Annotated in this window: 20 protein-coding genes and 2 rRNA genes; 8 read left to right on the top strand and 14 right to left on the bottom strand. The window is 41.6% G+C overall.

Annotated features, from left to right (window positions below; genetic code table 11):
• The 3 genes from Q4533_RS13350 to Q4533_RS13340 form a co-directional block, all read left to right on the top strand.
• Positions 1-189 (top strand): 23S ribosomal RNA (locus tag Q4533_RS13350); the annotation flags it as partial.
• A 151-nt stretch (positions 190-340) separates the two neighbouring features.
• Positions 341-456 (top strand): 5S ribosomal RNA (rrf, locus tag Q4533_RS13345).
• Between the two features lie 1,109 nt (positions 457-1,565).
• On the top strand, positions 1,566-3,962 hold the full coding sequence (locus tag Q4533_RS13340; RefSeq protein WP_241904022.1) for a bifunctional diguanylate cyclase/phosphodiesterase: 2,397 nt from the start codon (positions 1,566-1,568) through the stop codon (positions 3,960-3,962).
• Positions 3,963-4,076: 114 nt separating this feature from the next.
• Here the strand turns inward: Q4533_RS13340 and Q4533_RS13335 are convergent, their stop codons facing one another.
• Both Q4533_RS13335 and Q4533_RS13330 read right to left on the bottom strand, forming a co-directional pair.
• On the bottom strand, positions 4,077-5,021 hold the full coding sequence (locus tag Q4533_RS13335; RefSeq protein WP_102476006.1) for an alpha/beta fold hydrolase: 945 nt from the start codon (positions 5,019-5,021) through the stop codon (positions 4,077-4,079).
• A gap of 132 nt (positions 5,022-5,153) precedes the next feature.
• Positions 5,154-6,986 (bottom strand): DUF885 family protein, encoded by a 1,833-nt coding sequence (locus Q4533_RS13330; protein WP_303502904.1) that lies wholly within the window; start codon positions 6,984-6,986, stop codon positions 5,154-5,156.
• Positions 6,987-7,212: 226 nt separating this feature from the next.
• Here Q4533_RS13330 and add point away from each other — a divergent pair, with 226 nt between their 5' ends.
• On the top strand, positions 7,213-8,208 hold the full coding sequence (add, locus tag Q4533_RS13325) for an adenosine deaminase (protein WP_102476005.1): 996 nt from the start codon (positions 7,213-7,215) through the stop codon (positions 8,206-8,208).
• 81 nt (positions 8,209-8,289) lie between these two features.
• On the opposite strand, the gene hemN is transcribed toward add, so the two are convergent.
• The 5 genes from hemN to Q4533_RS13300 form a co-directional block, all read right to left on the bottom strand.
• A complete protein-coding gene (gene hemN / locus Q4533_RS13320; protein WP_076542040.1) occupies positions 8,290-9,666 on the bottom strand; it encodes an oxygen-independent coproporphyrinogen III oxidase in 1,377 nt (458 codons plus the stop codon).
• A 225-nt stretch (positions 9,667-9,891) separates the two neighbouring features.
• Complete coding sequence (locus Q4533_RS13315; protein ID WP_303502903.1) at positions 9,892-10,353, bottom strand: DUF2489 domain-containing protein; 462 nt, start codon at positions 10,351-10,353, stop codon at positions 9,892-9,894.
• Between the two features lie 102 nt (positions 10,354-10,455).
• Positions 10,456-11,013: a Der GTPase-activating protein YihI gene (gene yihI / locus Q4533_RS13310; RefSeq protein WP_076542043.1), complete on the bottom strand. Its 558-nt coding sequence runs from the start codon at positions 11,011-11,013 to the stop codon at positions 10,456-10,458.
• A 55-nt stretch (positions 11,014-11,068) separates the two neighbouring features.
• Positions 11,069-11,731 carry a methyltransferase domain-containing protein gene (locus Q4533_RS13305; protein ID WP_303502902.1) on the bottom strand — a complete coding sequence of 221 codons (663 nt, stop codon included), beginning with the start codon at positions 11,729-11,731 and terminating at the stop codon, positions 11,069-11,071.
• A gap of 834 nt (positions 11,732-12,565) precedes the next feature.
• A complete protein-coding gene (locus Q4533_RS13300; protein WP_102435891.1) occupies positions 12,566-13,186 on the bottom strand; it encodes a cytochrome c in 621 nt (206 codons plus the stop codon).
• A 167-nt stretch (positions 13,187-13,353) separates the two neighbouring features.
• Between Q4533_RS13300 and yihA the strand changes: the two genes are divergently transcribed.
• The gene (gene yihA / locus Q4533_RS13295; protein ID WP_303502901.1) at positions 13,354-14,007 is read left to right on the top strand and encodes a ribosome biogenesis GTP-binding protein YihA/YsxC; all 654 of its coding nucleotides are present in this window, start codon (positions 13,354-13,356) and stop codon (positions 14,005-14,007) included.
• 627 nt (positions 14,008-14,634) lie between these two features.
• Here yihA and polA read toward each other — a convergent pair.
• On the bottom strand, positions 14,635-17,397 hold the full coding sequence (gene polA / locus Q4533_RS13290) for a DNA polymerase I (protein WP_102435887.1): 2,763 nt from the start codon (positions 17,395-17,397) through the stop codon (positions 14,635-14,637).
• A 385-nt stretch (positions 17,398-17,782) separates the two neighbouring features.
• Between polA and elbB the strand changes: the two genes are divergently transcribed.
• On the top strand, positions 17,783-18,436 hold the full coding sequence (elbB, locus tag Q4533_RS13285; protein ID WP_102435885.1) for an isoprenoid biosynthesis glyoxalase ElbB: 654 nt from the start codon (positions 17,783-17,785) through the stop codon (positions 18,434-18,436).
• A 3-nt stretch (positions 18,437-18,439) separates the two neighbouring features.
• On the opposite strand, the gene glpG is transcribed toward elbB, so the two are convergent.
• The 5 genes from glpG to Q4533_RS13260 all read right to left on the bottom strand — a co-directional run bounded on the left by glpG (position 18,440) and on the right by Q4533_RS13260 (position 22,925).
• Positions 18,440-19,282 carry a rhomboid family intramembrane serine protease GlpG gene (gene glpG / locus Q4533_RS13280; RefSeq protein ID WP_303502900.1) on the bottom strand — a complete coding sequence of 281 codons (843 nt, stop codon included), beginning with the start codon at positions 19,280-19,282 and terminating at the stop codon, positions 18,440-18,442.
• Positions 19,279-19,587 (bottom strand): thiosulfate sulfurtransferase GlpE, encoded by a 309-nt coding sequence (gene glpE / locus Q4533_RS13275; protein ID WP_102435882.1) that lies wholly within the window; start codon positions 19,585-19,587, stop codon positions 19,279-19,281. Before glpE ends, glpG begins: the two co-directional genes overlap by 4 nt.
• A gap of 116 nt (positions 19,588-19,703) precedes the next feature.
• Complete coding sequence (tdh, locus tag Q4533_RS13270; RefSeq protein WP_102435880.1) at positions 19,704-20,729, bottom strand: L-threonine 3-dehydrogenase; 1,026 nt, start codon at positions 20,727-20,729, stop codon at positions 19,704-19,706.
• A gap of 12 nt (positions 20,730-20,741) precedes the next feature.
• Positions 20,742-21,935 carry a glycine C-acetyltransferase gene (locus Q4533_RS13265; RefSeq protein WP_102475999.1) on the bottom strand — a complete coding sequence of 398 codons (1,194 nt, stop codon included), beginning with the start codon at positions 21,933-21,935 and terminating at the stop codon, positions 20,742-20,744.
• A 333-nt stretch (positions 21,936-22,268) separates the two neighbouring features.
• Positions 22,269-22,925, bottom strand: coding sequence for a TetR/AcrR family transcriptional regulator (locus Q4533_RS13260; protein ID WP_303502899.1), 657 nt, complete (start codon positions 22,923-22,925; stop codon positions 22,269-22,271).
• Between the two features lie 132 nt (positions 22,926-23,057).
• On the opposite strand from Q4533_RS13260, the gene waaA reads away from it, so the two are divergent.
• Positions 23,058-24,338, top strand: a complete 1,281-nt coding sequence (waaA, locus tag Q4533_RS13255) for a lipid IV(A) 3-deoxy-D-manno-octulosonic acid transferase (protein WP_303502898.1) — start codon at positions 23,058-23,060, stop codon at positions 24,336-24,338.
• Between the two features lie 13 nt (positions 24,339-24,351).
• Here waaA and Q4533_RS13250 read toward each other — a convergent pair whose 3' ends face one another.
• Positions 24,352-25,065 (bottom strand): 3-deoxy-D-manno-octulosonic acid kinase, encoded by a 714-nt coding sequence (locus Q4533_RS13250; RefSeq protein ID WP_303502897.1) that lies wholly within the window; start codon positions 25,063-25,065, stop codon positions 24,352-24,354.
• Positions 25,066-25,169: 104 nt separating this feature from the next.
• Here Q4533_RS13250 and Q4533_RS13245 point away from each other — a divergent pair, with 104 nt between their 5' ends.
• On the top strand, positions 25,170-26,207 hold the full coding sequence (locus Q4533_RS13245) for a glycosyltransferase family 9 protein (RefSeq protein ID WP_303502896.1): 1,038 nt from the start codon (positions 25,170-25,172) through the stop codon (positions 26,205-26,207).
• The last annotated feature ends 7 nt before the right edge of the window (positions 26,208-26,214 follow it).

Genomic DNA, 26,214 nt, shown 5'->3' with positions numbered 1-26,214 from the left:
CCGGTAGCTACGTTCGGAATCGATAACCGCTGAAAGCATCTAAGCGGGAAGCGAGTCCTAAGATGAGTCATCCCTAGGAATTTAATTCCTCTAAAGAGCCGTTCGAGACTAGGACGTTGATAGGCAGGGTGTGTAAGCGTTGTGAGGCGTTGAGCTAACCTGTACTAATGACTCGTGAGGCTTAACCATACAACCCAGATGAGTTTTATCTGAGTTGATGGTAACTAGATTTATTACAAAAGACTTAGTGATAGAATTTAAGCACTTGATAAAGTAAGAAACTCAAACAGCTTTCCGAATTATTATTTACTGCATTTGCGGTAGATAAAGCAAGAATTTGCTTGGTGACAATAGCATTGTGGTACCACCTGATCCCATCCCGAACTCAGTAGTGAAACGCAATCGCGCCGATGATAGTGTGGGGTCTCCCCATGTGAAAGTAGGTCATCGCCAAGCGCCTAATATCTCTCGTAAGAGAGTCGATAAAGCCCTGACTTAACAGTCAGGGCTTTTTTCGTTTGGGGCAAAAAGAATAAATCCTAACGCTGATAACTTGAGTCATTAGCTGCAACATATCAGCGTGAGCGGTGAGTGTGGACGAATGCCCATGTGAAACTAGGGTGTAATGTCTGTGGTTATAAAGCAACGCTTTATACAGACATGGAACGCGAAATATTTATCCGCAGCTGAACAACCCCAAGTGCCTAATATCTCTCGTAAGAGAGTCGATAAAGCCCTGATTTTACAGTCATGGCTTTTTTCGTCTTTGGGGCAAAAGAATAAATCCTAACGCTGATAACTTGAGTCATTAGCTGCAACATATCAGCGTGAGCGGTGAGTGTGGACGAATGCCCATGTGAAAGTAGATCATCGCCAAGCGCCTAATATCTCTCGTAAGAGAGTCGTTAAAGCCCTGACTTAACAGTCAGGGCTTTTTTCGTATTGGGGCAAAAAGAATAAATCCTAATGCTGATAATTTGAGTTATTAGCTGCAACATATCAGCGTGAGCGGTGAGTGTGGGCGAATGCCCATGTGAAAGTAGATCATCGCCAAGCGCCTAATATCTCTCGTAAGAGAGTCGTTAAAGCCCTGACTTAACAGTCAGGTTTTTTTCGTAGTTGGGGTAAAAGACAACAATTCCTGATGTTGATTGCTGAGTCATTAGCTGCTGAATATTATTACTTAAGGCAAGTGTGGGCAGTACCCATGTAAAAGCAGGGGTTATCTTTAGGGCTAACGGACTGAATAATGCTATGTCAGTGAACAATAGATCATAGTAAGGCTAGTCCACTAAGTCGCGCCAAGCAAAGTGTGTTTTGCCAAGGGTGCTACTGTGCAGAAGTTTTTACGTTGCTGAAGTTTATTGATGGCATATTTACGATTAGCTGTTGTTGATCTCTGTCGTCTTTAGTATGTTATTAATGCGTCAAATATTTTATTAGCAATCAACGGTGTAGCCTTGTCAAAGCGACCTTTATTTTCACTATCATTCTTAGTGCCTTTTTTTATAAGCGCCCTGTTCTTTCTATTAGTCAGTGGGGAGTTTTACTATGAAAGAGAAGAGTTGCATTCTCAACTGGCGGCTAATGAATCTAAGCACATTGAGAAAGAATTGTATCGGATGACGCATGTCATTGAGTCAGCGTTAGCTAATCAAGACACTTCAAGAATTGAACAAGAGGTTTCTCTTACTGCTATAGATAGCAATATGATGGTTTATGTCATTTTAGATGCTTCTAGCCAAATTCGCTTCGCTAATCATGTCATATGGCGTGACAGTAATGCTACTAATGTTATTGATGGTTACATCAATGACATCCATCAACAAGCGGTAAGCAATAAACGCCCACTGATTCAAACCAATTTAGAGCGTGGCTCTATACAAGCATATTATCCTATCAATGCCTCAGATAAATATAGTTATTCTAGCGCGGTAGATGTGATTTATGTTGAGTACAATATCTCCTCATTGATGGCTGAGGCTGCAGACAGTCTCCAAAAACGCTTTATTTATATTTGGGCAATTGGTGGCATAATTGTGCTACTTTTTTGCTTAGGGTTATATTTGGTACTAATTAAGCCTATTAGTACTTTAACTAAAAATGCGCAAAATATTGTCAATGCTAAAGGGGGATCGACTAAGGTGACTACCTTTGTCGATGAGTTATATTGGCTCAATAAGTCATTAGTTCAAGTAGGGCTACATTTAGCTGAAAGCAATCAGCGACTGACTAATGCTGAGCAGCGTTGGTTATATTCTATTAATGCAGATCAACACGGTATTTGGGACTGGGATACTATATCCAATGGCGTCTTCTTATCAGATCACTGGAAAGAAATATTAGGTTATCAATCCGATGATATCGCTAGCTCCTATGAAGCCTGGGAAGCTTTGTTACATCCAGATGATAAAAAAGCAGTGGTAGCAGCACTTAATAATTATCTGCAAGGTAAAACTCGCAATTACGAAAGTGTTCATCGGATGCTAACTAAGGCGAATGATTACATTTGGGTGTTAGATAGAGGTCAAATTATCCAGTGGGATGAACTGGGTAAGCCAATAAGAGTCATAGGTTCGATAAACGATGTTTCTTCTGAACTTGAAAACCAACAGATTACTGTAGAAAGGCAAAGTCATGTTGGGGTGTCAGATATTATTGATCGGGAAGCGTTAGCTAACGAATTGTTTGATCTTCAAGCTTATGCGCGTAAAAGTAATCAACATTGCAGCTTGCTAGTCATTAATCTAAGCAACATTAAGTTAGTAAATGAAGCGTTAGGTGAGCAACTCACTGATCGATTACTTATGCAGATTTCAGCAAGGCTTGCTGGGAGTTTTTCAAATAGCTGTTTGTTAAGTCGTCTGGGAGATGATGAATTTGTTATTGCAGCAAAAAATTTAGGTAATAATTTAGAGCATGCCAATAAACGTGCGTTAGCGTTAGCAAGTGAAGTTCGCCAAGTGGTTGGCCGTAGTTTCAGCATATCTGGACAAGATGTTTCAGTTTTTACTCAAATTGGAATGGTGGTTTTTGATGGCCAAGAATCTTTAGAACCGAGTCAGTTACTTTCTCGTGCAGATAAAGCTTTATGCAAAGCTATTGAAAGTAAGACCAATAGCTGTGTGCTACATAGTTTACTGTTGGATGCTAGCCACAATGAACCCTTGAAATTACAACGGGACTTAAAGTTAGCGATTAAGGCTGGCCAGATATCCTTGGTTTATCAGCCTGTAGTAGATATACATGGCAATACCGAAAGTGTTGAAGTATTGATGCGTTGGCATCATCCTCAGTTAGGTTTTATTCGCCCGAAGCAATTTATTCCAGTTGCTGAGCTTTCTAACACGATTTTTGAACTTGAATTATGGATGTTAAGTCAGGTTTGCTTATTTATAAAGAGCTTACAAGCTGCGAATTTAAATTGCCCGTGCTTTTCAATTAATGTCTCTTCTAGGCATTTTCATCAAGATATGTTTGTTGATGTTATTCTTAACAAGATTGCAGAAAGAGGCGTTAATTTTAATTTAATCCAATTGGAGTTGTCGGAAGATATCTTTTCTATTAATCCTATCACTGCAAAAAATAAAATTTTAAAACTACAGCGGGCCGGTGTCAGAGTCGCTATCGATGATTTTGGATCAGGTTTATGTCCGTTACATCGCTTTAATGGTATTCATTTTGCTCAGGTTAAGCTGGCTACTGGCTATATTAATGATATTGTTAGTTCAAAAGAGGCGCGAAAGATATTCCGCTCACTTATTAATATGACCAAACAGTTAAATTATCCTGTCGTAGTAAAGCACATTGAAGATCGTCAGCAGTTGAGTTTACTGAGCGATCTTAATAGTAATTTGTTTCAAGGCTTTGTAATTAGTAGGCCGCTATCCCAACAAGACATTAAACACTTATTAGAATCAGAAATTAACCTGAGCGTGGTTTGGAAAGTACCATTTAGTTAGTTTAAGTTATAAGTTAACTGGACTTCCCAAACTTCAGACAGTCATCAGGGTTTCTAAAGTGTTAATGGCACTAATATCAATGGCGCTAGTATAATTGCTATTAATAGCTGCTAATTAGTATTGCTCAAGAAAAGCGAACATACTTGTCAGTGCTTGGTTACGTACCTCATCTACTTCCATAAATATCTCATGCCGACTGCTGTGTATCCTTTGTAGCTGGCATAAGTTATTTTCCGCTCTATCTTGGGCTGCATTATCCACAATGGTGTCTTCAGTCGCTTGCAAAATAAGAATGGGCTTGATACTCGTTGCGGCCACTTGGGTTGCGTTATCAGCTGCTGTTATAGCTTCTAATAGCCAGTTGTTTGTGGGCGAGCCTAACTGAATTTGTGGATTCTGCTCAAACAGCGCGATAGAGGCTTGATAACGATTTTGGCTATGGGTTAGCTCATTGTCAGCAAAGCTGGTTGCATTATAGTTTTTACCACCAATAACATAGTTGGGCTCTTTGTCTGCAGTATAAGTATTTAGCAGCTTGGCTAAAGAGCGAATAAAGCCTTTATTCATTGGCAAGTTGATGCCATACATGGGGGCTGAAAACACCGCAGCATTAAATGTGCTTGGGTATTGGCCCATATACAAAGTACCTATGGTTCCCCCCATTGAGTGGCCCACAAGATATAGAGCATCATGTGCTTGGGGCTGAACAATTTGCTTGATAAAAACATGAAAGTCATCGATATAAGTCTGAAATTTATCAATGTGACCCTGGTGATTATTTTTTTGACTGCGTGATGACAAGCCTTGACCGCGATGATCGAGAATATAAACGCTATAGCCTTGCTGATATATATTGAACATCAGCTCTTTATATTTTAAATAGCATTCAACCCTGCCACTACTGATGACAATTGCTTTGTTGGTGGTTGGATTTCGAACAAAAGCATAGGCAATATCGGCATTGTCTTGACGTAGTTTGGCTTGCGTTACCGCTTGCCAAAATTGTTGCTGCTCATCATTATTAAGTTGTTGCTCTGACGAAAAAGACAAATCGATCACCTTAAGCTTTAAGAAATAGGACTAGGGTTTGGCTGGATGTAAACCTTGGCAGTGTAGCAAACAGTGATACTGATGGGGAAGGTGGTTATAGAGAGCTAAATGGCAATTTAGCTCTCTAATGAGTGTCTATTATTAGTTTGCTCGTTGCTGCTCGCTAATGAACTCGTCAACCATTTGTTCTAGGATCGCCATGGTAACTGAACCATTTTCTAGCAATGCATCATGAAATAAACGGATGTTAAAGTCTTCACCTAATGCAACTTCAGCTTTGTTACGTAAACGCTTTATGGTTAATTCACCAACTTTATATGACAGTGCTTGTCCTGGCCACGAAATATAACGGTCAATTTCGGTGGTGACATTGTGTAGTGATAATGCGGTGTTACTGGCCATAAACTCTATGGCCTGCTCACGGCTCCAGCCTTTTGCGTGCATACCAGTATCGACCACAAGACGTGCTGCCCGCCACATTTCATAGGTTAAGCGGCCAAAATTACTGTATGGGTCTTGGTAAAAGCCCGCTTCTAACCCTAGATACTCTGAGTACAATCCCCAACCTTCGCCAAATGCCGAGATATAACTCAAGCGTCTAAAGTCGGGTAAGTCTGTTAGCTCTTTATTTAGCGAGATCTGTAAATGATGCCCAGGTACTGCTTCATGCAAGGTTAATGCTTCCATTTCATATAGCGGACGTTTATCGAGGGCGTATGTATTGACCCAGTAGTAGCCTGGCTCATCATCACGGTTTGAGCCAGAGTAACGTCCCGTAGTGTATTTAGGGGCGATTTCAGCCGGTACTGGTTTAATGCCATAAGGGGTTCTAGGTAAGGTGGCGAAAAGTTTAGGCAAAGCAGCATCTGCTTTTTTAGCGATATAAGCAGCTTCTTTTAATAACTCTTCAGCTGTCTTTGGGTAAAACTGTGGATCTGTGCGTAAGAAATGCAGAAATTCAGCAAAGCTGCCTTCAAATTTTACCTCTTTGATGACTTGTTCCATTTCTGCTTTGATTCGGGCGACCTCTGATAAACCCAGTTGATGAACTTCATCGGTTGTCATGGCTAAGGTGGTGTAATAGGCCACGCGGTTTTGGTAAAAAGCCTCGCCATTAGGTAGCTCTTTTGCGGCAATCGCAATACGGGCATTAGGAATATATTCTTCAGTCATAAAATCGAAAAAATCTTGATACAGCGGTAGCACTTTTTGCTCAACAGTATCTCGACCTTGCTGGGTTAATTGCCGTTTTTCAGACTCGCTAAAGTGATCGGGAAATTGAGTGAAGGGTTTGTAATAACCGCTGTCTTCAACAGGGACAATATAGGCACTAATACTTTGCTCAAAACCGGTTAAGGTTACTTTTGCTGGGGTAATACCACTGCTTAAGCCCTGTTTTAGCCAAAATGTTTGCTGGGCAAAATAAGTGGGTAAGGCATTAAGTTTTGCTAAATAATCTTGATAATCTTCAACGCTATTAAAGCGCCCATTAGCGATTGAGGCGATGTAAGCATGAAAACCACTTTCGGCCGTTATCGGTAAGTAATGATCTTTAAAGTTGTACATATCAACACTGTTTTGCAGTTGGTACGCTAATAACTGTGCATTAATTTTGTCGGTTTTTGACAGGGTGACCGGATCAATTTGCTTTAATGATGCCAGTAGCTTTTTCTGACGTAGATTCTTTTGGGCTAAGGATTCTGGTGATAAATCAGCTAATTTATCGGCCTTTGACTTATCGCCTAATGAATAGGCCAATGTCGGCGAGTAATCCAAGTCTACTTGCCAAGCGTTATCAATAATTGATTTCAGGCTCATATTTTCTACTACTGCCGCTGTAGCCGTTTCTTTTACCTGAGTTGGGGTTTCAGTTTTTTCGGGAACGCCTAAATAATATTGAGCTTTAGAACCTGAAGTCATTTTACAGCCAGATATGGCAAGCATGATTAATGCTGGCAGTATGAGCTTTCGCATGGGAAATTCCTTTAAACGTTGGTAAATAACAAATTTAGCTAACTAAGCCACAACATAGCAATTCAATCATATGCTCGCTAGTGAAATTCATCGACATAATTGTTACTGATTGCATAATTTAGTTGCTGCTAAGGTCGTTTTTTTGTCTATGCGTGTTAAACTTTGCTTGCTGGGTGTTCATAAAATAAAAAACACATTTAGCTCAAAAATTTAATAGGGGGCAAAAATGATCAATACATCCATTCCGCTGGTTGATTTGCATCGTCATTTAGACGGCAACGTGCGGGTCAAAACGATTTGGGAGCTTGGCCATCAGCATGGTATTCAACTGCCTGCTAACTCAATTGCAGAGTTGGCTCCCTTTGTTCAAATTCAAGGCAAAGAAAATAGTTTAGTGGCATTCCTGACTAAGCTGGATTGGATGGTGGGCGTATTAGCTGATCTAGATGCTGTAAAACGCGTAGCATATGAAAATGTTGAAGACGCGGCAGTATCAGGGCTTGATTACACTGAACTGCGTTTTAGCCCATATTACATGGCAATGAGTCATAACTTACCGATTGAAGGCGTGGTTGAGGCCGTTATTGATGGCGTCAAAGCTGGCATGAAAGATTATGATGTTAAGGTTAACTTAATCGGCATTTTGTCGCGCTCATTTGGACAAGAGAAATGCCGCTTAGAGCTTGATGGCTTGTTAGCGCATCGAGATAGCTTGGTGGCAATGGATCTAGCTGGCGATGAACTAGGTTTCCCTGGTGAGCTATTCAATGAACACTTTAAGCGAGTGAGAGATGCTGGCTTACAGATCACAGCCCACGCCGGTGAGGCGGCCGGTAGCGAGAGCATGTGGCAAGCAATTCAAGAGTTGGGTGCTACTCGAATTGGCCATGGTGTAAATGCTATCCACGACCCTAAGTTGATGGAATATTTAGTTAAGCACTCTATTGGAATCGAGTCATGCCCGACAAGTAATTTACATACTTCAACTGTGGCTGATTATGATGCTCATCCATTTACTCAGTTTCTGGATGCTGGAGTATTAATTGGTCTTAATACCGATGATCCTGGTGTGAGCGCGATTGATATCAAGCATGAATATCGTATCGCTAAGTCAGAACTGGGTTTAACTGATGCTCAGCTGATGCAAGTGCAACGTAATGGTGTTGAAATGGCCTTTTTATCAGGCAGTGAACGCAAGGCGCTATACGCGTCAAAGTTATAGTTAGCTCCTACCTGTTTAGCTGAAAATAAACATAAAAAAACCGCTGATAATCAGCGGTTTTTTATTGCGTGATAGTAAAAACTAAATCACTCGCGAGAACTGTTGCTGACGTGCTTTTTGACGATAGTAAACGTCAAAACACATACAGATATTGCGGATCAACAGACGACCGGTAGGGCTAATGGTAAGCTTACGGTCTGTGATATCAACTAATTTATCATCAATGAAGGTTTGTAGCAGTTTTAAATCTTCAACAAAGTACTCTTCAAAATTAATATCAAATTGCTGTTCAATTTTGGCTAAATCGAGGTCGAAGTGACAAATCATTTGTTTAATCACTACACGACGAATTTCATCGTCACGATTTAAGCTACAGCCTTTCCATAATGCGTGACCTTTTTCGTCAATCGACTCGTAGTATGGACGGATATCTTTTTGGTTTTGGGCATAACAATCGCCAATTTGGCTAATTGAAGACACACCTAAACCTAATAGGTCACATTCTTCCTGAGTGGTATAACCTTGGAAGTTACGATGAAGCTTACCGGCATTTTGAAGCTTTGAAAGCTCATCATCTGGCTTAGCGAAGTGATCCATACCAATGAACTGATAACCTGCACCGGTTAATGATTCAATGGTTTGATGCAACATATCTAGCTTTTGCTGTGGCGAAGCCATATCTTCATCTTTAATCTTACGCTGAGCGGCAAAACGAGATGGTAAGTGCGCATAGTTAAAGATAGACAAACGATCCGGTGATAACTCAATCACACGCTTAATGGTTTCTGCAAAGGTTTCAGGGGTTTGGTGCGGTAGACCATAGATTAAATCTGCGTTGGTCGATACAAAGCCCATGTCTTTTGCTTTAGCCATTAAGTCAAAAATAAACTGCTCATCTTGTTCGCGGTTTACGGCAACTTGTACCTTTTTATTGAAATCTTGTACACCAATAGAAATACGGTTAAAGCCAGCTTCTTTTAATGTATCAAGCATGGTTAATTCGATTTCACGAGGGTCTACTTCAATAGAGAATTCGCCAACATCAGCAAAATTAAAATGACTTTTAATCAGCTTTGATAAGGTTAAGATTTGCTCTGGGTTTAAGAATGTAGGTGTACCGCCACCCCAATGCATTTGGGTCACAGTGTAATTTTTGAATAACGGGGCACGCTTAACAATTTCACTTGCAAGGTATTCAATGTACTGGTCAGCTTTATGTGCATGACGAGTAATGACTTTATTACATCCGCAGTAATAACAAAGTTTGGCACAAAATGGGATGTGGATGTATAAAGACAGTTTGTCACTTTTACTGGTTTCAATCGCTGAAAGTAGATTTTGCTCAGTAAAAGTATCGTCAAATTCTAAAGCCGTTGGATACGACGTATAGCGTGGACCACTGTAGTTATACTTTTCGATCATTGACTGATCCCAACTTATTTGTGTGGGCTGCTTCAAGGCGTGTCCTCCGGGTAAATTAGCAATGTACGAAGTATGCAAGTATCTTTAACAAATAACCTTGATCTACGTTGTAAATTTGAAATTTCTCATTAGCAATTAGGTGCATTTTTGCAGGAAAAGTTAGCATTTAGGTAGATTTGTGGCATAGCTCACAGCCTCAATATCCATGTTGAGGCTGTTATCTGTCTTATAACTAAGGGATTTGTTAAAAACTGTCGGTTATTAATGCATGAAATGAAACTGTTTCAACTTCTTAGCGTCTTCAAGCAAGCTTTGTTCTAACTTTGCTTCAGATTTCATTCTGGCTAAGTCCAATTTCATTCGCTGCTGTTTAGGTAAAGCGCTGCGTGCATCTTTTATGGGATGATCTTTAATACAGGCGTAATGCTCGAAGATATGCGGGAATTCAACGGCCATTGCTTCAGACATGGATAAGGTATCAAATAACTTAGCGATTCGCATTACCCCTTCAGAAGGCTCACAGCGCTCTTCTAACATGGCTGTTGCGATATACTTGATATCATCTAATACTTGTTGTTTTTTGGCTCTGGCTTCTATTGTGCGCTGCTTACTGGCTGCTAGTGATGCCTGTTGTTGTTTCTTGACTTGTAATAGCAAGTATCCGGCGTAAGAAGCTAAAAGTAATACAATGATGACAGCGACAACAATAACAATGCTAGACACAGTTTATCCTTAAAGTGATGTTAGGCTTGAATAAGGCTTAGTTTAGAATAAATAGAAAAATGGCATATCTGAAATAGATATGCCATTTAAAAGTAGTAATGATTAAGACTGGTAGTCTTTTAATACATCCGCGCCTGTTTCAAAGCGCTCATATAAATCATCATCTGAAGCGGCTTTTTTACTCGGAGCGGCTGGTGCTGGTAATTCTTCAGCATCCGAAATGCCTAATTTTTCCATCAGCGATTCAATTTTAGATAATTGGCTATCTAACCATTTCTGATCGTCAGCGGCTAAGTCTTTGCCTTCTTCTAGCAAATCAAGCAAGTCATTAAACCTTGGATCTTCTTCAAGCTTTAATAATTTTTGCTCGTCAGTCAGTTTAGGCTGTTTCACTTTTGCACTAGCAGCAACAGTTGCTTCTTTAGCTGGTGCAATCGATAACGCAACAGGCTTCTTGCTACCATGACGAGGGTCATTATTTTTTTGCGTTTTCACATGTGGTGATTCTTTTTCAATCAGGGCTTCGTTATGACGGCTACCTGATTTACGACCAGAATCATTCTTCTTGCCGCCGATGACTTTGCGCTCAGACTTTTTGACTCTTGGTGCTTGTTTAGGGCCATTTTCGCCGCCCTTGCGCGATTTTTTACTACGAGCCATTGGTGATCTCATTAGGTTGTAAAATTTGGCTAGACGGATTCATATCCACCTTGCACTAAATAAGGATGCGCTTTATATCAGACTTTGATGTTTTTTGCATCAATACGAGCTCTTTTGCTGCAAATAATAGCGTAAATTCGCTGTGTTGTGCCAAATACTCGAAAGTTTGTTGCTGATAAAAGCTAACGTGAGTGGGGTTATTCTTGAAATGCCATTTAGAAAAGTGATTTAAATCAGTCATTAAAGACGTACTTATTGCTAACCATCCACCAGGTTTTAGCAATTTTGACAGTAATTGCCATTCTTTACCTGGTTGCTGGAAATGCTCTAGTACCCGATAGCAGCAAATGAAATCGTATTGCTGATTGAAAAGTTGTTGATCGGCTTTAACAAATGGGTCGTACTGATAAAGGCGGTGACCCGCGTTTTCAATTTTGTCGAGGCTGGCTTTGTCTAGCACCCTGCCAAAATTGAGCCCTGTCAATGAACCACTTTGCTGGGCGCTTATCTGTGACAGCAAGGGTTTGATAAATTGAATTAGTTGCTTTTGCTTGCTGGCTTTATTGGCTCGGCCATAACGCTGTAATTGCGCTGCCGGCATAAGGTGGGATTGGGGGTTAGCGAAAACAAGGCCGCATTGATCGCAGCGGTAAAAGGCTCTTTTTTTATCTTGTAGAAAAAATTCAGCACGATAACGGCACAAGGGACATTTTATCATTGAAGTAAGCAGGCACCTGAACAAAAACAAAGATATATATCAATCAATAGCAGATTTAGGTTGATTATGAAAGTGATTACAAAAAGCGGAAATAAAAAAAGGTGGCAGTAAACTGCCACCTCGTAAAACAGTGCTTATCACACTATATTCTGATTCCAAGTATCCGTACTTGCTATGTGACTATCCCGGTCAGTATCCTTCTTGTTTTTAGCGCTTTCCATGCTTTTTTAGTTGTTATCGGTCTTCAATGACACTTTATTTAAATCCTGTTGCCGTCCTGACCACAGCTTCCGTAGATGGTCTTCAATGACACATCAATTTCCTAGTTGTCTTCAATGACATTAGTAAACAATCCATGTTTAAAGTACCGTCCAGTGATATCAAGCCTCCGCAAGTGCATCCTAAGCAATTAGCTTCCTTTGCCGCTACTTTAATCCTTAAAGTAGTGTCCTTATGGGGTTTTATCTCTGTTGCGTAAGGGAGTGCTATTTAAGCGTGTCGACCATTCGGTCTAATCCTTACAAATTCTATATGACCTGGACTTCAAGCTGAAATCACTACTCTTATTATTTTTAGTGAGTGGTCTTATTTATATTATTGTTATTGGTAAATATTATTCTTATATCTTAAATGTAAACGTAGCCGAAATCTGTGAGATAGAATTGATATTTTTGTTCTGACAGTTGGGTTCATTTCGGTACGGGGCTATTTAACCCTAAAAGAGCGATCTCTGTCAAGCCTCAATAGCCTCAAGTTTACGTAAACGTAAACTTGAGGTTATAAAAAAGGGTGAATTGTCACCCTTTTTGTCGTTGTCAGCGCGAGCAGTAAAATTTACTTAAGGCTTGAAATATATTGAGATAATGCTTGGATATCACTGTCAGTTAGCTTTTTAGCAACATCTTGCATCATGCCATTGAGATCGTTGTTACGATTTGTATCGCGGAATTTATTTAGCTGGATTTTGACATAATCAGCATGTTGACCACCAATTGATGGGAAGCCTGCAAGCTCTGCGCCTTTACCATCTGGTCCATGACATGCCATGCATGAAGTGATACCACGATCCATATCGCCGCCTTTATAAAGGGCTTCGCCTTCAGCAGGAATACTCGCCACATCGGCTACATTTAATGTTTGGCTAGCATAATATGCAGAAACATCCTTAATATCTTGTTCAGATAAGGATATTGACATGCCTATCATGGTAGGATCATTACGACCTTCTTTGCCGCCGCTTTTAGCCGCCGCTTGGAAATCATGTAATTGCTTTTCTAGATAAGATGCGTGCTGTCCGGCCAGTTTAGGCCAAATAGGAGCAATGCTGTTACCGTCAACACCGTGACAGGCTGAACACATAACTGATTTAGTTTTACCCGCTTCCACATTACCTTCAGCGATTGCAGGGGTTGATATAGCGGCAAATACAGACAGCGCAAGAGCTAACTTTTTCATGGCGTTCCAACTTCTTGTTTAATTTATTGTCCTGAGCTTACTAGGGTGACCTGCAAGCGTGGTAAAATCTACAAACTGTGATCCGGGTAATATTTTACACGAAAATGTGGAAAAGTAAGCAAATCTTACATAATTAAGGTATTACCTAAAAATTATTGGAGTAAATCGTGTCAGAAACGCGTATAGATTTTCGAAAAACCAAGTTTTTAATTAGTGCGCCAGACATTGCACACTTAAATGAGTACTTACCTGGTGATGCCGGAGTAGAAATAGCGTTTGCTGGCCGCTCTAATGCAGGTAAGTCAAGCGCCTTGAATGCATTAACGGATCAAAAAGGCTTAGCAAGAACCAGTAAAACCCCCGGTCGTACTCAACTTATTAATGTTTTTGAACTTGAAGAAAACCGTCGTCTAGTTGATTTGCCTGGCTATGGTTTTGCTAAGGTGCCTTTAGCATTAAAAAATAAATGGCAAAAAGCTTTAGGTGAATATTTACAAGAGCGCGCCTGTTTAAGCGGTGTTGTGGTGTTAATGGATATTCGCCATCCGCTTAAAGATCTCGATTTGCAAATGATTGAGTGGGCTGTGCTGAGTGAAATCCCAGTGTTAGCTTTGCTTACTAAGTCTGATAAGCTCGCGCAAAACGTCAAAATGAAGACAGTTAATGCGGTGCGTAAAGAGTTAGCTGAGTATGGGGATTGGGTTAAAGTTGAACCTTTCTCTTCTACTAAAGGGACTGGTAAACCTAAAGTGCTAGGCATTTTAAATGAGTGGTGTAACCCAAGCTGGCTCACTGAAGCGGAGCAAGAGCAGGCTGAATAAGAATAACTAATTCTTGCTTCAGTTTAAAAAGGCTATTAAGACTTTGTACTTAGTAGCCTTTTTTGCATTTAAAAGTCGAGTTTCGAATAATGGCAAAAAAAAACCGATAACTAAATAGCTATCGGTTAAAAAAATTAGCTCTTTTGGGGAGAAGCTAAATTCAACAAGACTCAAGTGCCATCTACTCATTGATGACGCTCAATAAGCTCATAATACCTGTTTCTTAAATGTAGTTAAAGTATTTGCTCTAAAATTTATTTTGGGCAAAAAAAAGCTCCAGCATATATAGATGCTGGAGCGCCATAATTCGGCTTGTCACTATTTCTAGTGAAATAAAAAGGTCTGAAAGATGGAACATCTTAACCTCTGTACCCTACAGCGAAGATAATACGGTATTAGCCTTTAAATGAAAAACTGTTTTTCGTTAAAATGAACAATATTGTGAGCAGCAACACAATTTATGCTGGGTTTATCAGCGTTTTTTGTGCAAAAGACTAAGTGGTAAACAAGCAGGTAAAAAAATACCTGTAAATTTTTCATTACAGGTATTTTGTATTCGGCAATGACTATCTGTTTAGCCGCATCCGTTTCATCATCTGTTTAGGTGTATATGTGAGTCGTTAAACCCTAGTGCGCCTCATCCCAATTGTTTCCAAGTCCTGCTTCAGCTAATAGCATCACATCAATGGAGGCCGCTTCGGCCATCAGTTCACAGACCTTGCTCTTCAAGGCTTCTGCTTTATCTGCATCCACTTCGAAAACCAATTCATCGTGCACCTGCATCATCATGGTGATCTCACCTTGAGTGTCGTTCTCAATCCAAGCGGCGATCTTTATCATCGCTTTTTTGATGATATCAGCGGCAGTGCCTTGCATTGGCGCATTAATCGCTGCGCGCTCAGCCGCCTGACGGCGCATGGCGTTTCTGTCTTTAATATCAGGTAAGTACAGTCGTCTGCCGTAAAGGGTTTCGACATAGCCAACATCAGCGGCTAACGCGCGGGTGTCTTCCATGTACTTCAATACGCCAGGATAGCGGGCGAAGTAAGTATCAATGTAGGTTTGAGCTTCTTTACGTGGGATATCTAGCTGCTTGGCCAAGCCAAACGCTGACATGCCATAGATTAAACCGAAGTTAACCGCTTTAGCTCGGCGGCGTTGCTCGGTAGTCACTTCTTCAAAATGCACCCCAAATACTTCTGCTGCGGTGGCTTTATGAATATCTTTATTTTCAGCAAATGCTGTCAATAAGCCTTTATCTTGTGAAAGATGCGCCATGATGCGTAATTCAATTTGCGAGTAATCGGCAGCCAATACTTTACGGCCTTCAGCGGCGATAAAAGCTTGCCTAATGCGGCGACCTTCTTCGGTTCTGATAGGGATATTTTGCAGGTTTGGCTCGCTTGATGATAAACGTCCTGTGGCGGCATTGGCTTGATGATAGCTGGTATGCACGCGCCCGGTAACCGGATTAACCATTAATGGCAATTTGTCGGTATAGGTGCTCTTTAATTTTGACAGACTGCGGTGCTGCAAAATAATTTTAGGAAGCGGGTAATCTAGGGCTAATTCAACCAGTACATCTTCTGCGGTTGACGGGGCACCTTTTGGGGTCTTTTTGATGACCGGATAGCCAAGTTTATCAAAAAATAATGCCTGTAATTGCTTTGGAGAGCCGAGGTTAAACTTCTCACCGGCGATGTCATAAGCCTTAGTTTCAAGATCGTCAATCTTCTGTGCAAGTTCATCACTTTGTTGACTGAGCAGCATGCTGTCAATGAGTACGCCTTGACGTTCGATATTTGATAATACTTGGATTAGCGGTAATTCAAGTTCATTAAATACTGAGCTGAGTGTTGGCTCTTTCTCTATTCTTGGCCATAGGTGCTGATGTAAACGCAGGGTGATGTCGGCATCTTCTGCTGCATAGGGCGCAGCTACATCCAAATTAATTTGGTTGAAGGTTAACTGTTTTGCGCCTTTGCCGGCAATTTCTTCAAAGCTAATATTTTTATGACCAAGATACTTAAGGGCTAATCCGTCCATATCATGACGAGAGGCGACAGAGTTAAACACGTAGGACTCAAGCATGGTATCAAAGCGAACACCTTTAAGGCTGATGCCTGCATTGGCAAAGATACTGATATCGTATTTTAGGTTTTGGCCGACTTTTTCAAGTTGGTCATTTTCTAAAATCGGTCTTAATTGCTCAAGTGCGTACTCCATAGCAAGTTGCTGTGGTGCGTCTAAGTAATCATGGGCTAACGGCAAATAAGCCGCTTTACCTGCTTCTATTGCAAATGAAATACCGACCAGCTTTGCTTCCATGTAGTTTAGGCTGGTGGTTTCGGTGTCGATGGCAATTAATTTAGCTTTTGATAGCTTTTCAATCCAAAGGGTTAACTGCGCTTCGGTTAATATGGTGTCATATTCAACTTCAATGGCCGCAGCGACAGGCGTGATTTCCTCTGTGGTGTTAGACTTGCTTGATGTATTAAAGCCTGATTTATTATCCAATACTTCTGCTAACCAGCGCTTGAATTCCATTTCACCATAAAGCTTAACTAATTCATCGCGGTTTTGTGGTTTGGTGGCTAATTTATCCCAGTCATTATCCCACTCCACATCGGTTTTGATGGTGGCAAGATCGTATGACAGCTGCAGCATGTCTTTATTTTCGGCAATTTTCTTTGGCATGGTTTTAGAGCCGCGGAAAGTCACATCTAACACGCTCTCAGGATTGGCGATAAGTTTATCGACGCCGCCAACCCCCGTTAGCATTGCTAATGCGGTTTTTTCACCAACACCGGGCAGACCTGGAATGTTATCGGCTTTATCGCCCATCATGGCGAGCAAGTCGATGATCAACTCTGGGCCGACACCAAACTTAGCGGTGACTTCTTCTGGGCCCATAATGGTATCGGTCATGGTGTTAATTAAGGTGACATGTTCATCTACAAGTTGCGCCATGTCTTTATCACCAGTGCTGATTAAGGTTGCTCGACCTTCTTGACTAGCTTTGAGCGCGATGGTGCCAATAACGTCATCGGCTTCAACACCTTCAATACTGATTAATGGTAAGCCTAATGCTTTAATAATGGCATGCAATGGGGCAATTTGGGTACGTAAATCATCAGGCATTGGTGGGCGCTGAGCTTTGTATTCGCTATACATATCATTACGGAAAGTTTTGCCTTTAGCGTCGAAAATTACCGCAATATGACTTGGATTATAGCGGCTCATTAAGCTGCGTAGCATGTTGACTACACCATAAACAGCACCCGTAGCTTCACCTTTAGAATTAGTTAAATGAGGTGGGGCATAATAAGCACGGTAAAGGTAAGAGGAACCATCCACAAGGACGAGTGGGTTATTGGGGATTGTTGGCATAGTTTGGCTTCATATTCAGTATTCTGAGATGGCTCTAGAATGCCACATACAGGGCTTTTCGGCCACGGCAAATTTTATCCCAGGCTGTGGATAAGTCTGTGAGTGAATTAATTAATCATTTAGGTGTGTTTTAACTACGACAGGAAGTAAAACAGTTAAGCCTTTGATTTGTTGTAGTAAATATAATTTTTGTGAGTTGAATTATAGTTTTAAAATATATTCCCAATTTGTGGACTTTTTAATATTCTTCCTTGAATTAACTGAATTCTTAGTTCAGTTTTAAACCATGAGGAGATTTGAGGAAATCTAAGGTAGCATGTTTTTTGAACAGATCAATAGATTTGTTGGAAAAAGGTTAAATTAATACAATGGCAAGGGATCAGTAATGAAAAATATTGCGGTTTTACTCAGTGGAAATGGGGTGTTTGACGGCGCAGAAATTCAAGAGTCGGTTTTAACCTTATTAGCTTTATCTCAGGCAGGGGCGAGCTATCATTGTTTTGCGCCAAATATTAATCAATTGCATGTAGTCAATCATTTAACCGGAGAAGTTGATGTGGATGCGCAGCGAAATGTATTAGAGGAGTCGGCGCGCATTGCCCGTGGTGAAATCAGTGATATTAATGCGCTAAATATTGATCAATTTGATGGCTTAATTGTCCCGGGTGGTTTTGGCGCTGCTAAAAACTTGTGTGATTTTGCCGTTGCAGGTAGTGATTGCGTGCTGCAGCCACAGGTGGAAAGTTTTATTCAAGAGTTTGTGCTCGCCAACAAACCAATGGGCTTTATGTGTATCGCACCCATTATGTTGCCGCGAATTTTTAATAACGCCCCCCAAGGCACCATTGGTAATGACAGTGGTACCGCACAGGCGTTTAATGAAATGGGTGGTGAGCATTTAGAGAGTACTTGCGCTGATATCGTTATTGATAAGCAAAATCGGCTGGTAACCACCCCAGCCTATATGTTGGCGACGTCCATAGCTGAGGCTAATGTGGGTATTAAAAAGCTGGTCACAGAAGTGCTGGGGATGTGTTAGTGGTTATTTAGCGGCTGATTTACGGCTATCAAAAGCGCCTTGAGCCAAACCAATCAATAATCCGCCGATATGAGCACCATTGGCGATGGGCATACCGAGTAAATCGGTAAAGCCCAGTACCAGCCAAACAAGCATAAAGCCCATGTAACTGTTGGGAATGCCAATACCTGATTGGGGTTGGCGTTGCCCCATTATCCAGGTGTAGCCAACAACGGCGTATACCACGCCTGATAAGCCGCCAAAGTTAGGCCCTGTCATCATGTATTGCACAATACTGGGTAAACTACCTGCAACGACAAGTAATATGATCAGTGGCTTGCTACCGAGTTTGGTTTCAATCTTGCCACCTAGATACCACCACCATAATAAGTTAAAGGCGATATGCATTAATGAAAAATGCATCAAGCTGGGGGTAAACACTCGCCATATTTGGCTAATGTCACTTTGGGGCACAGCGCCAAAAAAGGATAACTGGCTAAAAATGCCATTGGCAAAGCCAAGGTTCATGCCGGCGTATACCAGCACACAAACAAAGAAGGTAATCAGGGTTAGTGGCCCTGCGCCAGTAATAAACTGCTGGATAAGCCCTAAACTGGAGGAGCCATAATCTAATTTGGTTTGGGTGGTGCCATTATCCCAAGAGGCTTGTAAATACTTCTTCTGGTATGGGGTTTGTCTAAACTGTTCAAACTCGTATTTGGCTTGTTGTGCCTGAGATGGTTGCTCAACGACCAAAGATACCTCGGTTTCAATCACAACGGGATGGCATTCAATATCAAGACCTTTTAAATAGTCTATGAATGCCTGTGCTGCGCGAGCGTTAGGTAATTGGCCGATTTCTATCATACGTGAGCTAAACTCCAAGCTGTGTATCCACCATCAAGACTATAAACATCATCGAAACCTTGTTCAATAAGGTAACCCGCAGCGCCTTGACTGCTCACGCCGTGATAGCACACCACGACTAATGGCTTATCCATATCGGCATCGGCCATAAAGTGGGCGATGTTTTCATTGGTAAGATGCACTGAATTTTTAATGTTACCTGCGGCAAAGCTGGCGGCATCGCGTATATCGACGATTTGCACATCACTGGCATCTTCTTGCATGTGAATGAGTTCGTTAATCGATAAATGCTTAAACGCTGACATGGTTAATCCTTTAAAAAATGACGATAGTAAAAACGACAATAGAGCCTTTAGTATGTGACAAGGGATTGTACGTATACAACCCCTTTTTAGATGAGAATAAATCCGCTATATGGCGATTAATCCCAATTCAATATCACTTTGCCTGATTGACCAGAGCGCATTGCATCAAAGCCTTGTTGGAAGTCATCAACACTGAAATGATGGGTGATAATTGGCGACAAATCTAACCCTGATTGAATCAAACTGGCCATTTTATACCAAGTTTCAAACATTTCGCGTCCATAAATGCCTTTTAAGATTAAGCCTTTAAAGATGACTTTACTCCAATCAATGGCCATTTCACCGCCAGGAATACCTAGCATGGCAATTTTGCCGCCGTGATTCATGGTATCGAGCATTGAATGAAATGCCGATGGTACGCCTGACATTTCCAAGCCAACATCAAAACCTTCAGTCATGCCTAACTCAATCATTACATCTTTTAAGTCTTCTTTCGCAACGTTTACTGCGCGAGTCGCGCCCATTTTACGAGCAAGATCAAGGCGGTACTCATTAACATCAGTGATAACCACATGGCGGGCGCCAACGTGCTTACATACTGCCGCTGCCATAATCCCGATAGGGCCTGCACCGGTAATTAGCACATCTTCACCGACCACATCAAACGATAATGCGGTGTGTACTGCATTACCAAATGGATCAAAGATAGATGCGAGGTCATCTGAAATATCGTTAGGGATTTTAAAGGCATTAAATGCAGGGATCACTAAGTACTCAGCAAAGGCACCTTCACGGTTTACCCCGACACCTGAAGTGTTACGGCATAAATGCGTGCGACCACCGCGACAGTTGCGGCAATGGCCACAGGTAATATGGCCTTCACCAGAAACGCGATCGCCAACAGTAAAGCCGCGAACTTCTTGACCCATATCGACCACTTCACCGACATATTCGTGTCCAACAACCATAGGCACAGGAATGGTATTTTGTGACCATTCGTCCCAGTTGTAGATATGTACATCGGTACCACAAATGGCGGTTTTACGGATTTTAATTAATAGATCGTTATGGCCCATTGTTGGCTTAGGCGCATCAACCATCCAAATGCCTTGTTCAGGCTTTAATTTACTTAGTGCTTTCATGTGTAGTGAGTCCTAAATAATGCCCATTTCTTTACCAATACGGGTAAAGGCTTCGATTGCTTTATCAATTTGCGCTTTAGTGTGCGCCGCTGACATTTGGGTGCGAATGCGGGCTTGGCCTTTTGGCACCACCGGGAATGAGAAACCAACCACGTAGATGTTTTCAGCGAGTAGGCGGTTTGAAAAATCACCTGCCAATTTAGCATCACCAATCATTACCGGGATAATGGCGTGATCAGCACCTGCTAAAGTAAAGCCTGCTGCTGTCATTTTTTCACGGAAGTAACGGCTGTTTTCCCATACGGCTTCACGTAAATCGTGACCCGTTTTTAGCATTTCTAACACATGGATTGATGCACTCACGATTGAAGGCGCTAAAGAGTTTGAAAATAAGTAAGGGCGAGAGCGCTGACGTAACCAGTCAACCACTTCTTTTTTAGCAGAAGTGAAACCACCTGAAGCGCCGCCTAAGGCTTTACCTAAAGTACCGGTAATAATATCGACGCGATCCATTACTTGGCAAAACTCGTGGGTGCCACGGCCATTTTCACCAACAAAACCCACAGCGTGAGAGTCATCAACCATGACGAGTGCATCGTATTTATCGGCTAAATCACACACACCTTGTAAGTTGGCAATCACACCATCCATTGAGAACACGCCATCAGTGGCGATAAGAATGTTTCGTGCGCCCGCAGCTTGCGCGGCAATCAGCTGGGTTTCAAGATCGGCCATATCGTTGTTGGCATAACGGAAACGCTTAGCTTTACATAAACGCACACCATCAATAATAGAGGCATGGTTTAGCGCATCAGAGACGATAGCGTCGTTCGCATCTAGCAGAGTTTCAAATAAACCCGCATTGGCATCAAAACATGAAGAGTAAAGAATGGTATCTTCCATTCCTAAAAATTCACTTAAGCTATTTTCTAATTGCTTATGAATATCTTGGGTGCCACAAATAAAACGAACCGATGCCATACCAAAGCCGTGGCTTGATAAACCATTCTTAGCAGCATTAATTAATTCAGGGTGATTTGCCAAGCCTAAGTAGTTATTAGCACAGAAGTTAATCACTTCTTCGCTATTTACATTGATAGAGGTTTGCTGGGCAGACGCAATGACACGTTCACTCTTGTATAAGCCTTCAGCTTTAACATCGACAAGTTGTTGATTTATGCGGTCGTAAAATGAGGTAGAGGCCACCTGATTTCTCCTAATAATGGTTATTATGTTAATCGCAACCTTTGGCTGTTTAAGTAAAACATGCGCTGATTTCTGATCGGGAGTTGTCGGCATTCTACCCTTAATTTTTATAAGGCCACAGCGTTTTTTTTAAGCGCAGTGGTTACATAAAATTGATTAGGGCTTGGGGTGATTTCGGATAAATAAAACTAATCAACTTTCATTAACTGGGGAAGTATTAATAAGTGGCAGTAAAACGGTATTTTATGATTAAAATACTGCCAATCCCTTTTGCCAACGCTATTATTATAGTTGCCAGCAATGGGATTGTAAGGGCGGTTTAATTTACCTGAATTAAAGCTCTGGGCAGGCGTCTTGAGAGACTAACTCGCGGTAGTGCTGCTCAAGTCGTGCAAAGGTAGGTTGAGAAATTGGCGTTGAATACGCTTTAAACAGCATAACCACCCGTAATAAACCTTTGTAAATTGCAGGTTTGGTGATTTTTGATGCACCCGATTGGGTCAGTTGATAGCTAATCCAATAGCTAACGATCATCTTCATGGTATCTGCAAGTTCGACGATGTTATCGTCTTCAACGTTTAAAAAACCATCTTGTTTAAGTTGTTTAAGGACGTTACTTGAGCGTGCTAATACGCTTTTTTGTGCCAGAGTATAGCGCTGCTTTAAGGCTTCATCTCGACTTAAAATATCGGCTAGGTTGGCGTACATAAATCGGTATTGCCACATGGTATAAAACATCGCATCGAAATAGCCCAATAATAATTCAACGTCAATTGATACGTCTTCATAAGGCTTTGAACCATTTTCAAGATTAGATTCATACATGGTGAAGATAGAATTGATAATGTCTTCTTTATTGCGGAAATGGTAATACAGGTTTCCAGGACTAATATTTAAATGAGCCGCTATGTGATTAGTGGTGATATTACGTTCACCATGTTCGTTAAAAAGTTCAAGGCTGGCATAAACTATCTTATCGCGGGTTTTCATATCAGTTCCAATTATCAGAGGCTCATGAAGAAATCATTTCTTAACTACATACAACTAAGCTCATATCCCTATGAATTTAGATTATGTTAACATTGTGGTTATCTGACAAGCAAAATTGATCAAGTAGTTTTCATGACTCGTGGTGTATATTCCGTTTTACTCTTGCTGTTATCCCCTCTCATTGTGGCTTATTTAGCTTTTCGTGCGTTTAAAAGCCCTGACTATCGCGGTCGCTGGGGCGAGCGTTTTGGATTAATGCGCTTAAAGCAAACTGATGTACTTATTCATAGTGTGTCGATGGGGGAAACTTTAGCTGCAATACCATTGATAAAACGCTTAATGAAACAGCATCCACAGCTATCATTTACGGTTACCACCACAAGCCCCACGGGTTCTGCAGAGGTTAAAAAGGCCTTTGGCGATAGTGTGCAGCACTGTTATCTCCCGTTTGATATCAACCTTTGTGTTAGTCGGTTTATCAAGCAGGTTAATCCGCAGCTTTGCGTAATTATGGAAACTGAATTATGGCCAAACCTGCTTCATTACGCCAAGAAAAATAATACTCGATTAGTGTTAGCTAATGCGCGCTTATCGCAAAAATCTGCCGATAAATACCATAAGCAAATGGGGCTAAGTTTACCCATGTTAACGGCGCTTGATGCTATTGCGGTGCAAACCGAGGCTGAATCTGCCCGCTTTGCGGCGTTAGGGGCCAACACTCAGTCATTGCATGTTTGCGGCAGTTTAAAGTTTGACATACAGATTGATGACAGCAAATACCAACAAGCTAAAACCTTAAGAGCTGATTGGAACCGAAGCCAAGCCCCTGTATGGGTTGCTGGCAGTGTTCATCCTGGTGAGTTTGATATGATGTTGCAAGCCCATAAAAAAGTGTTGGAGCAATATCCTGATGCGCTGCTGATTATGGCGCCAAGACACCCTGAACAATTTAATGTAGCCGCTGTGTCGACCACTCAACAAGGGTTGAATTTAGCTAGGCGCAGTATGAATGAGGTTGTCGAACAGCACACCCAAGTACTGCTGGGCGATACCATGGGTGAACTGTTGATGCTATATGGCGCTGCTGATGTTGCCTTTATTGGCGGCACACTGATTGAAAGTGGCGGGCATAACCCTTTAGAGCCTGCAGCAATGGGCTTGCCAGTAAGTGTTGGCCCGCACCATTGGAATTTTGCTGAAATCACCCATTTACTTGAGCAAGCTGGTGGCTTAACTGTGGTCAATAATGCCGATGAGCTGGCTGACATGCTATTAAAGCTATTTGCTAACGTCGAATTGCACAATAGCGCCGCCAAAGCGAGCTTAGCGGTGGTGTCTCAAAATCGCGGCGCATTGCAAAAGCAGTTTGAAATAGTTGAGCAGCAATTGCGCTTTACTCAGTTAATCAGCTAATCGCTAAATTCAGTTAATTAATGGCTTGTTGGTAACCGTAAAGTAACTGCTGCCAATTTGATTCATTGAAATTTAACGTTGGCAGTTTCGCTTGCTCTTTATTAAACGAGCGCAGTAATCGGTTTAAATTTGCTTGCTGCCATTGCTTAGCGGGTGTTTTTATTACGCCACGGTCAAAATCGATAAGGTAAAATTGCGCCTCGGCCAGTAAGATATTTTTTGAATTAAGGTCGGCATGATATACGCCACGATTATGAAATTTAGCAATGAGGGCGCCCAGCTGCTGCCATTGGCTATCACTCATGGCTGTTTTGGATAAATAGGCTACTAAATCTTTCGCACCATCAATCAGCTCAATAATCAAATCTGCACGGTACCAAATACCAAAGCGTTCAACATTGGCGGCAATGGGTCTGGGTACCGGAAAACCTTCATCAAACAACTTTTCTAATAACGCCAGTTCAGCGATGGCTCGAGTGCGAGACATACCAGTAAAAACATAAGCATCACGGCTTAATTTTGCCATAAAGCCACCACGCCAATAATGGCGTAATACCCAGCGCTGGTGGTCATGTTCAACAAACCAGGTGGTATAGCGACCTTTTGACTGGCCTATAATGGCATTGTGTTGCTGCCAGTAGTCAGCTTGGAATTGTGCGGGAGTTAATTGCTGCGCGAGTGGCTCGCACCAAGCAATGATCCCAGTCTCTGTTGATTCAAGTTGCATAGGCCAATTAGTAAAAGCGTCGATTTGTCGGTGGCTAAAAACAATATTCTACATTAAGATCGAATACTTGTACTTAATTCCCTTTATATCGTTAGTGGTAACCCATGAAAGCAGACTTTTCATCGATGAAATCCCTATGTTTACTTCGTTTATCCGCGATTGGAGATGTGTGTCATGCGGTTGCCATGGTGCAAGCTATTCAGCGTCAATACCCTGATTTAGCCATTACCTGGGTGATTGGTAAAGTTGAATATCAATTGGTTAAACATATGCCCGGTATTCAGTTTGTTATCTTTGATAAATCTCAAGGTTGGCGCAGTTATGGTCAATTGAAAAAAGCCTTGTCTGCTCAACGTTTTGATGTGCTTTTACACATGCAAGTCGCGCTGAGAGCGACCATCGCCTCATTGATGATTTCAGCCAAAATAAAAGTAGGCTTTGATAAAGCCAGAGCCAAAGAAGGCCAGTGGTTAGTGACCAATCATGGGGTGGAGCCGCTAGCAACCCCCCATGTATTAGAAGGTTTTATGGGCTTTGCTAAAGCCATTGGCGTTACAGATTTAACCCCACGCTGGAATATTCCAGTACCTGAGGCCGATACCGAGTTCGCCAAACAAGTCATCACAGATGATGAAAAAGTGTTAGTGATTTGCCCCGCAGCCAGTAAAGCTGAGCGTAATTGGCTGCCAGAGCGTTACGCAGCAGTGGCTGATCATGCGGTCGAGAAAGGTTATCGGGTGATAGTTTGCGGCGGCCCAAGTCAATTGGAAGTCGATTTAGCGGCTAATATCATTAAAAGCAGTCACTGCCATATTGACAATATGATTGGAAAAACCAGCCTAACGCAATTATTGGCATTATTGAAAAGAGCCAGTCTGGTTATTGCGCCAGATACCGGTCCCGCCCATATGGCGGTGACTCAAGGTACGCCAGTGATTGGCTTATACGCCCATTCAAATCCAGGCCGAACAGGGCCTTATAGCAGTTTAGACTCGGTCGTCAGTGTGTATGATCAAGTGATTAAGCAGCAATTTCCTGATAGCAGCATTGCTTGGGGGAAAAGGGCAAAGGGGCAGGACTTGATGGGGTTAATCAAGGTTGAAAGCGTTAAAGAACAATTTGATAAAATTGTCAGTCAATAATCATCTT

This window comes from Shewanella sp. 6_MG-2023 (assembly GCF_030547195.1).
Lineage (GTDB): Bacteria > Pseudomonadota > Gammaproteobacteria > Enterobacterales > Shewanellaceae > Shewanella.
The sequence above is the reverse complement of the archived record's forward strand: the minus strand, read 5'-3'. Positions and strand labels throughout refer to the sequence as shown.

What these genes read in the sequence shown, in the direction of transcription:
- glpE (WP_102435882.1), bottom strand. Translation starts at nt 19,587, where the DNA reads ATGTCAGCGTTTAAGCATTTATCGATTAACGAACTCATTCACATGCAA.
- Q4533_RS13330 (WP_303502904.1), bottom strand. Translation starts at nt 6,986, where the DNA reads ATGCGAAAGCTCATACTGCCAGCATTAATCATGCTTGCCATATCTGGC.
- Q4533_RS13300 (WP_102435891.1), bottom strand. Translation starts at nt 13,186, where the DNA reads ATGAAAAAGTTAGCTCTTGCGCTGTCTGTATTTGCCGCTATATCAACC.
- Q4533_RS13245 (WP_303502896.1), top strand. Translation starts at nt 25,170, where the DNA reads ATGAAAGCAGACTTTTCATCGATGAAATCCCTATGTTTACTTCGTTTA.
- yihI (WP_076542043.1), bottom strand. Translation starts at nt 11,013, where the DNA reads ATGGCTCGTAGTAAAAAATCGCGCAAGGGCGGCGAAAATGGCCCTAAA.
- elbB (WP_102435885.1), top strand. Translation starts at nt 17,783, where the DNA reads ATGAAAAATATTGCGGTTTTACTCAGTGGAAATGGGGTGTTTGACGGC.
- waaA (WP_303502898.1), top strand. Translation starts at nt 23,058, where the DNA reads ATGACTCGTGGTGTATATTCCGTTTTACTCTTGCTGTTATCCCCTCTC.
- Q4533_RS13260 (WP_303502899.1), bottom strand. Translation starts at nt 22,925, where the DNA reads ATGAAAACCCGCGATAAGATAGTTTATGCCAGCCTTGAACTTTTTAAC.
- Q4533_RS13250 (WP_303502897.1), bottom strand. Translation starts at nt 25,065, where the DNA reads ATGCAACTTGAATCAACAGAGACTGGGATCATTGCTTGGTGCGAGCCA.
- tdh (WP_102435880.1), bottom strand. Translation starts at nt 20,729, where the DNA reads ATGAAAGCACTAAGTAAATTAAAGCCTGAACAAGGCATTTGGATGGTT.
- Q4533_RS13305 (WP_303502902.1), bottom strand. Translation starts at nt 11,731, where the DNA reads ATGATAAAATGTCCCTTGTGCCGTTATCGTGCTGAATTTTTTCTACAA.
- add (WP_102476005.1), top strand. Translation starts at nt 7,213, where the DNA reads ATGATCAATACATCCATTCCGCTGGTTGATTTGCATCGTCATTTAGAC.
- glpG (WP_303502900.1), bottom strand. Translation starts at nt 19,282, where the DNA reads ATGATAGAAATCGGCCAATTACCTAACGCTCGCGCAGCACAGGCATTC.
- polA (WP_102435887.1), bottom strand. Translation starts at nt 17,397, where the DNA reads ATGCCAACAATCCCCAATAACCCACTCGTCCTTGTGGATGGTTCCTCT.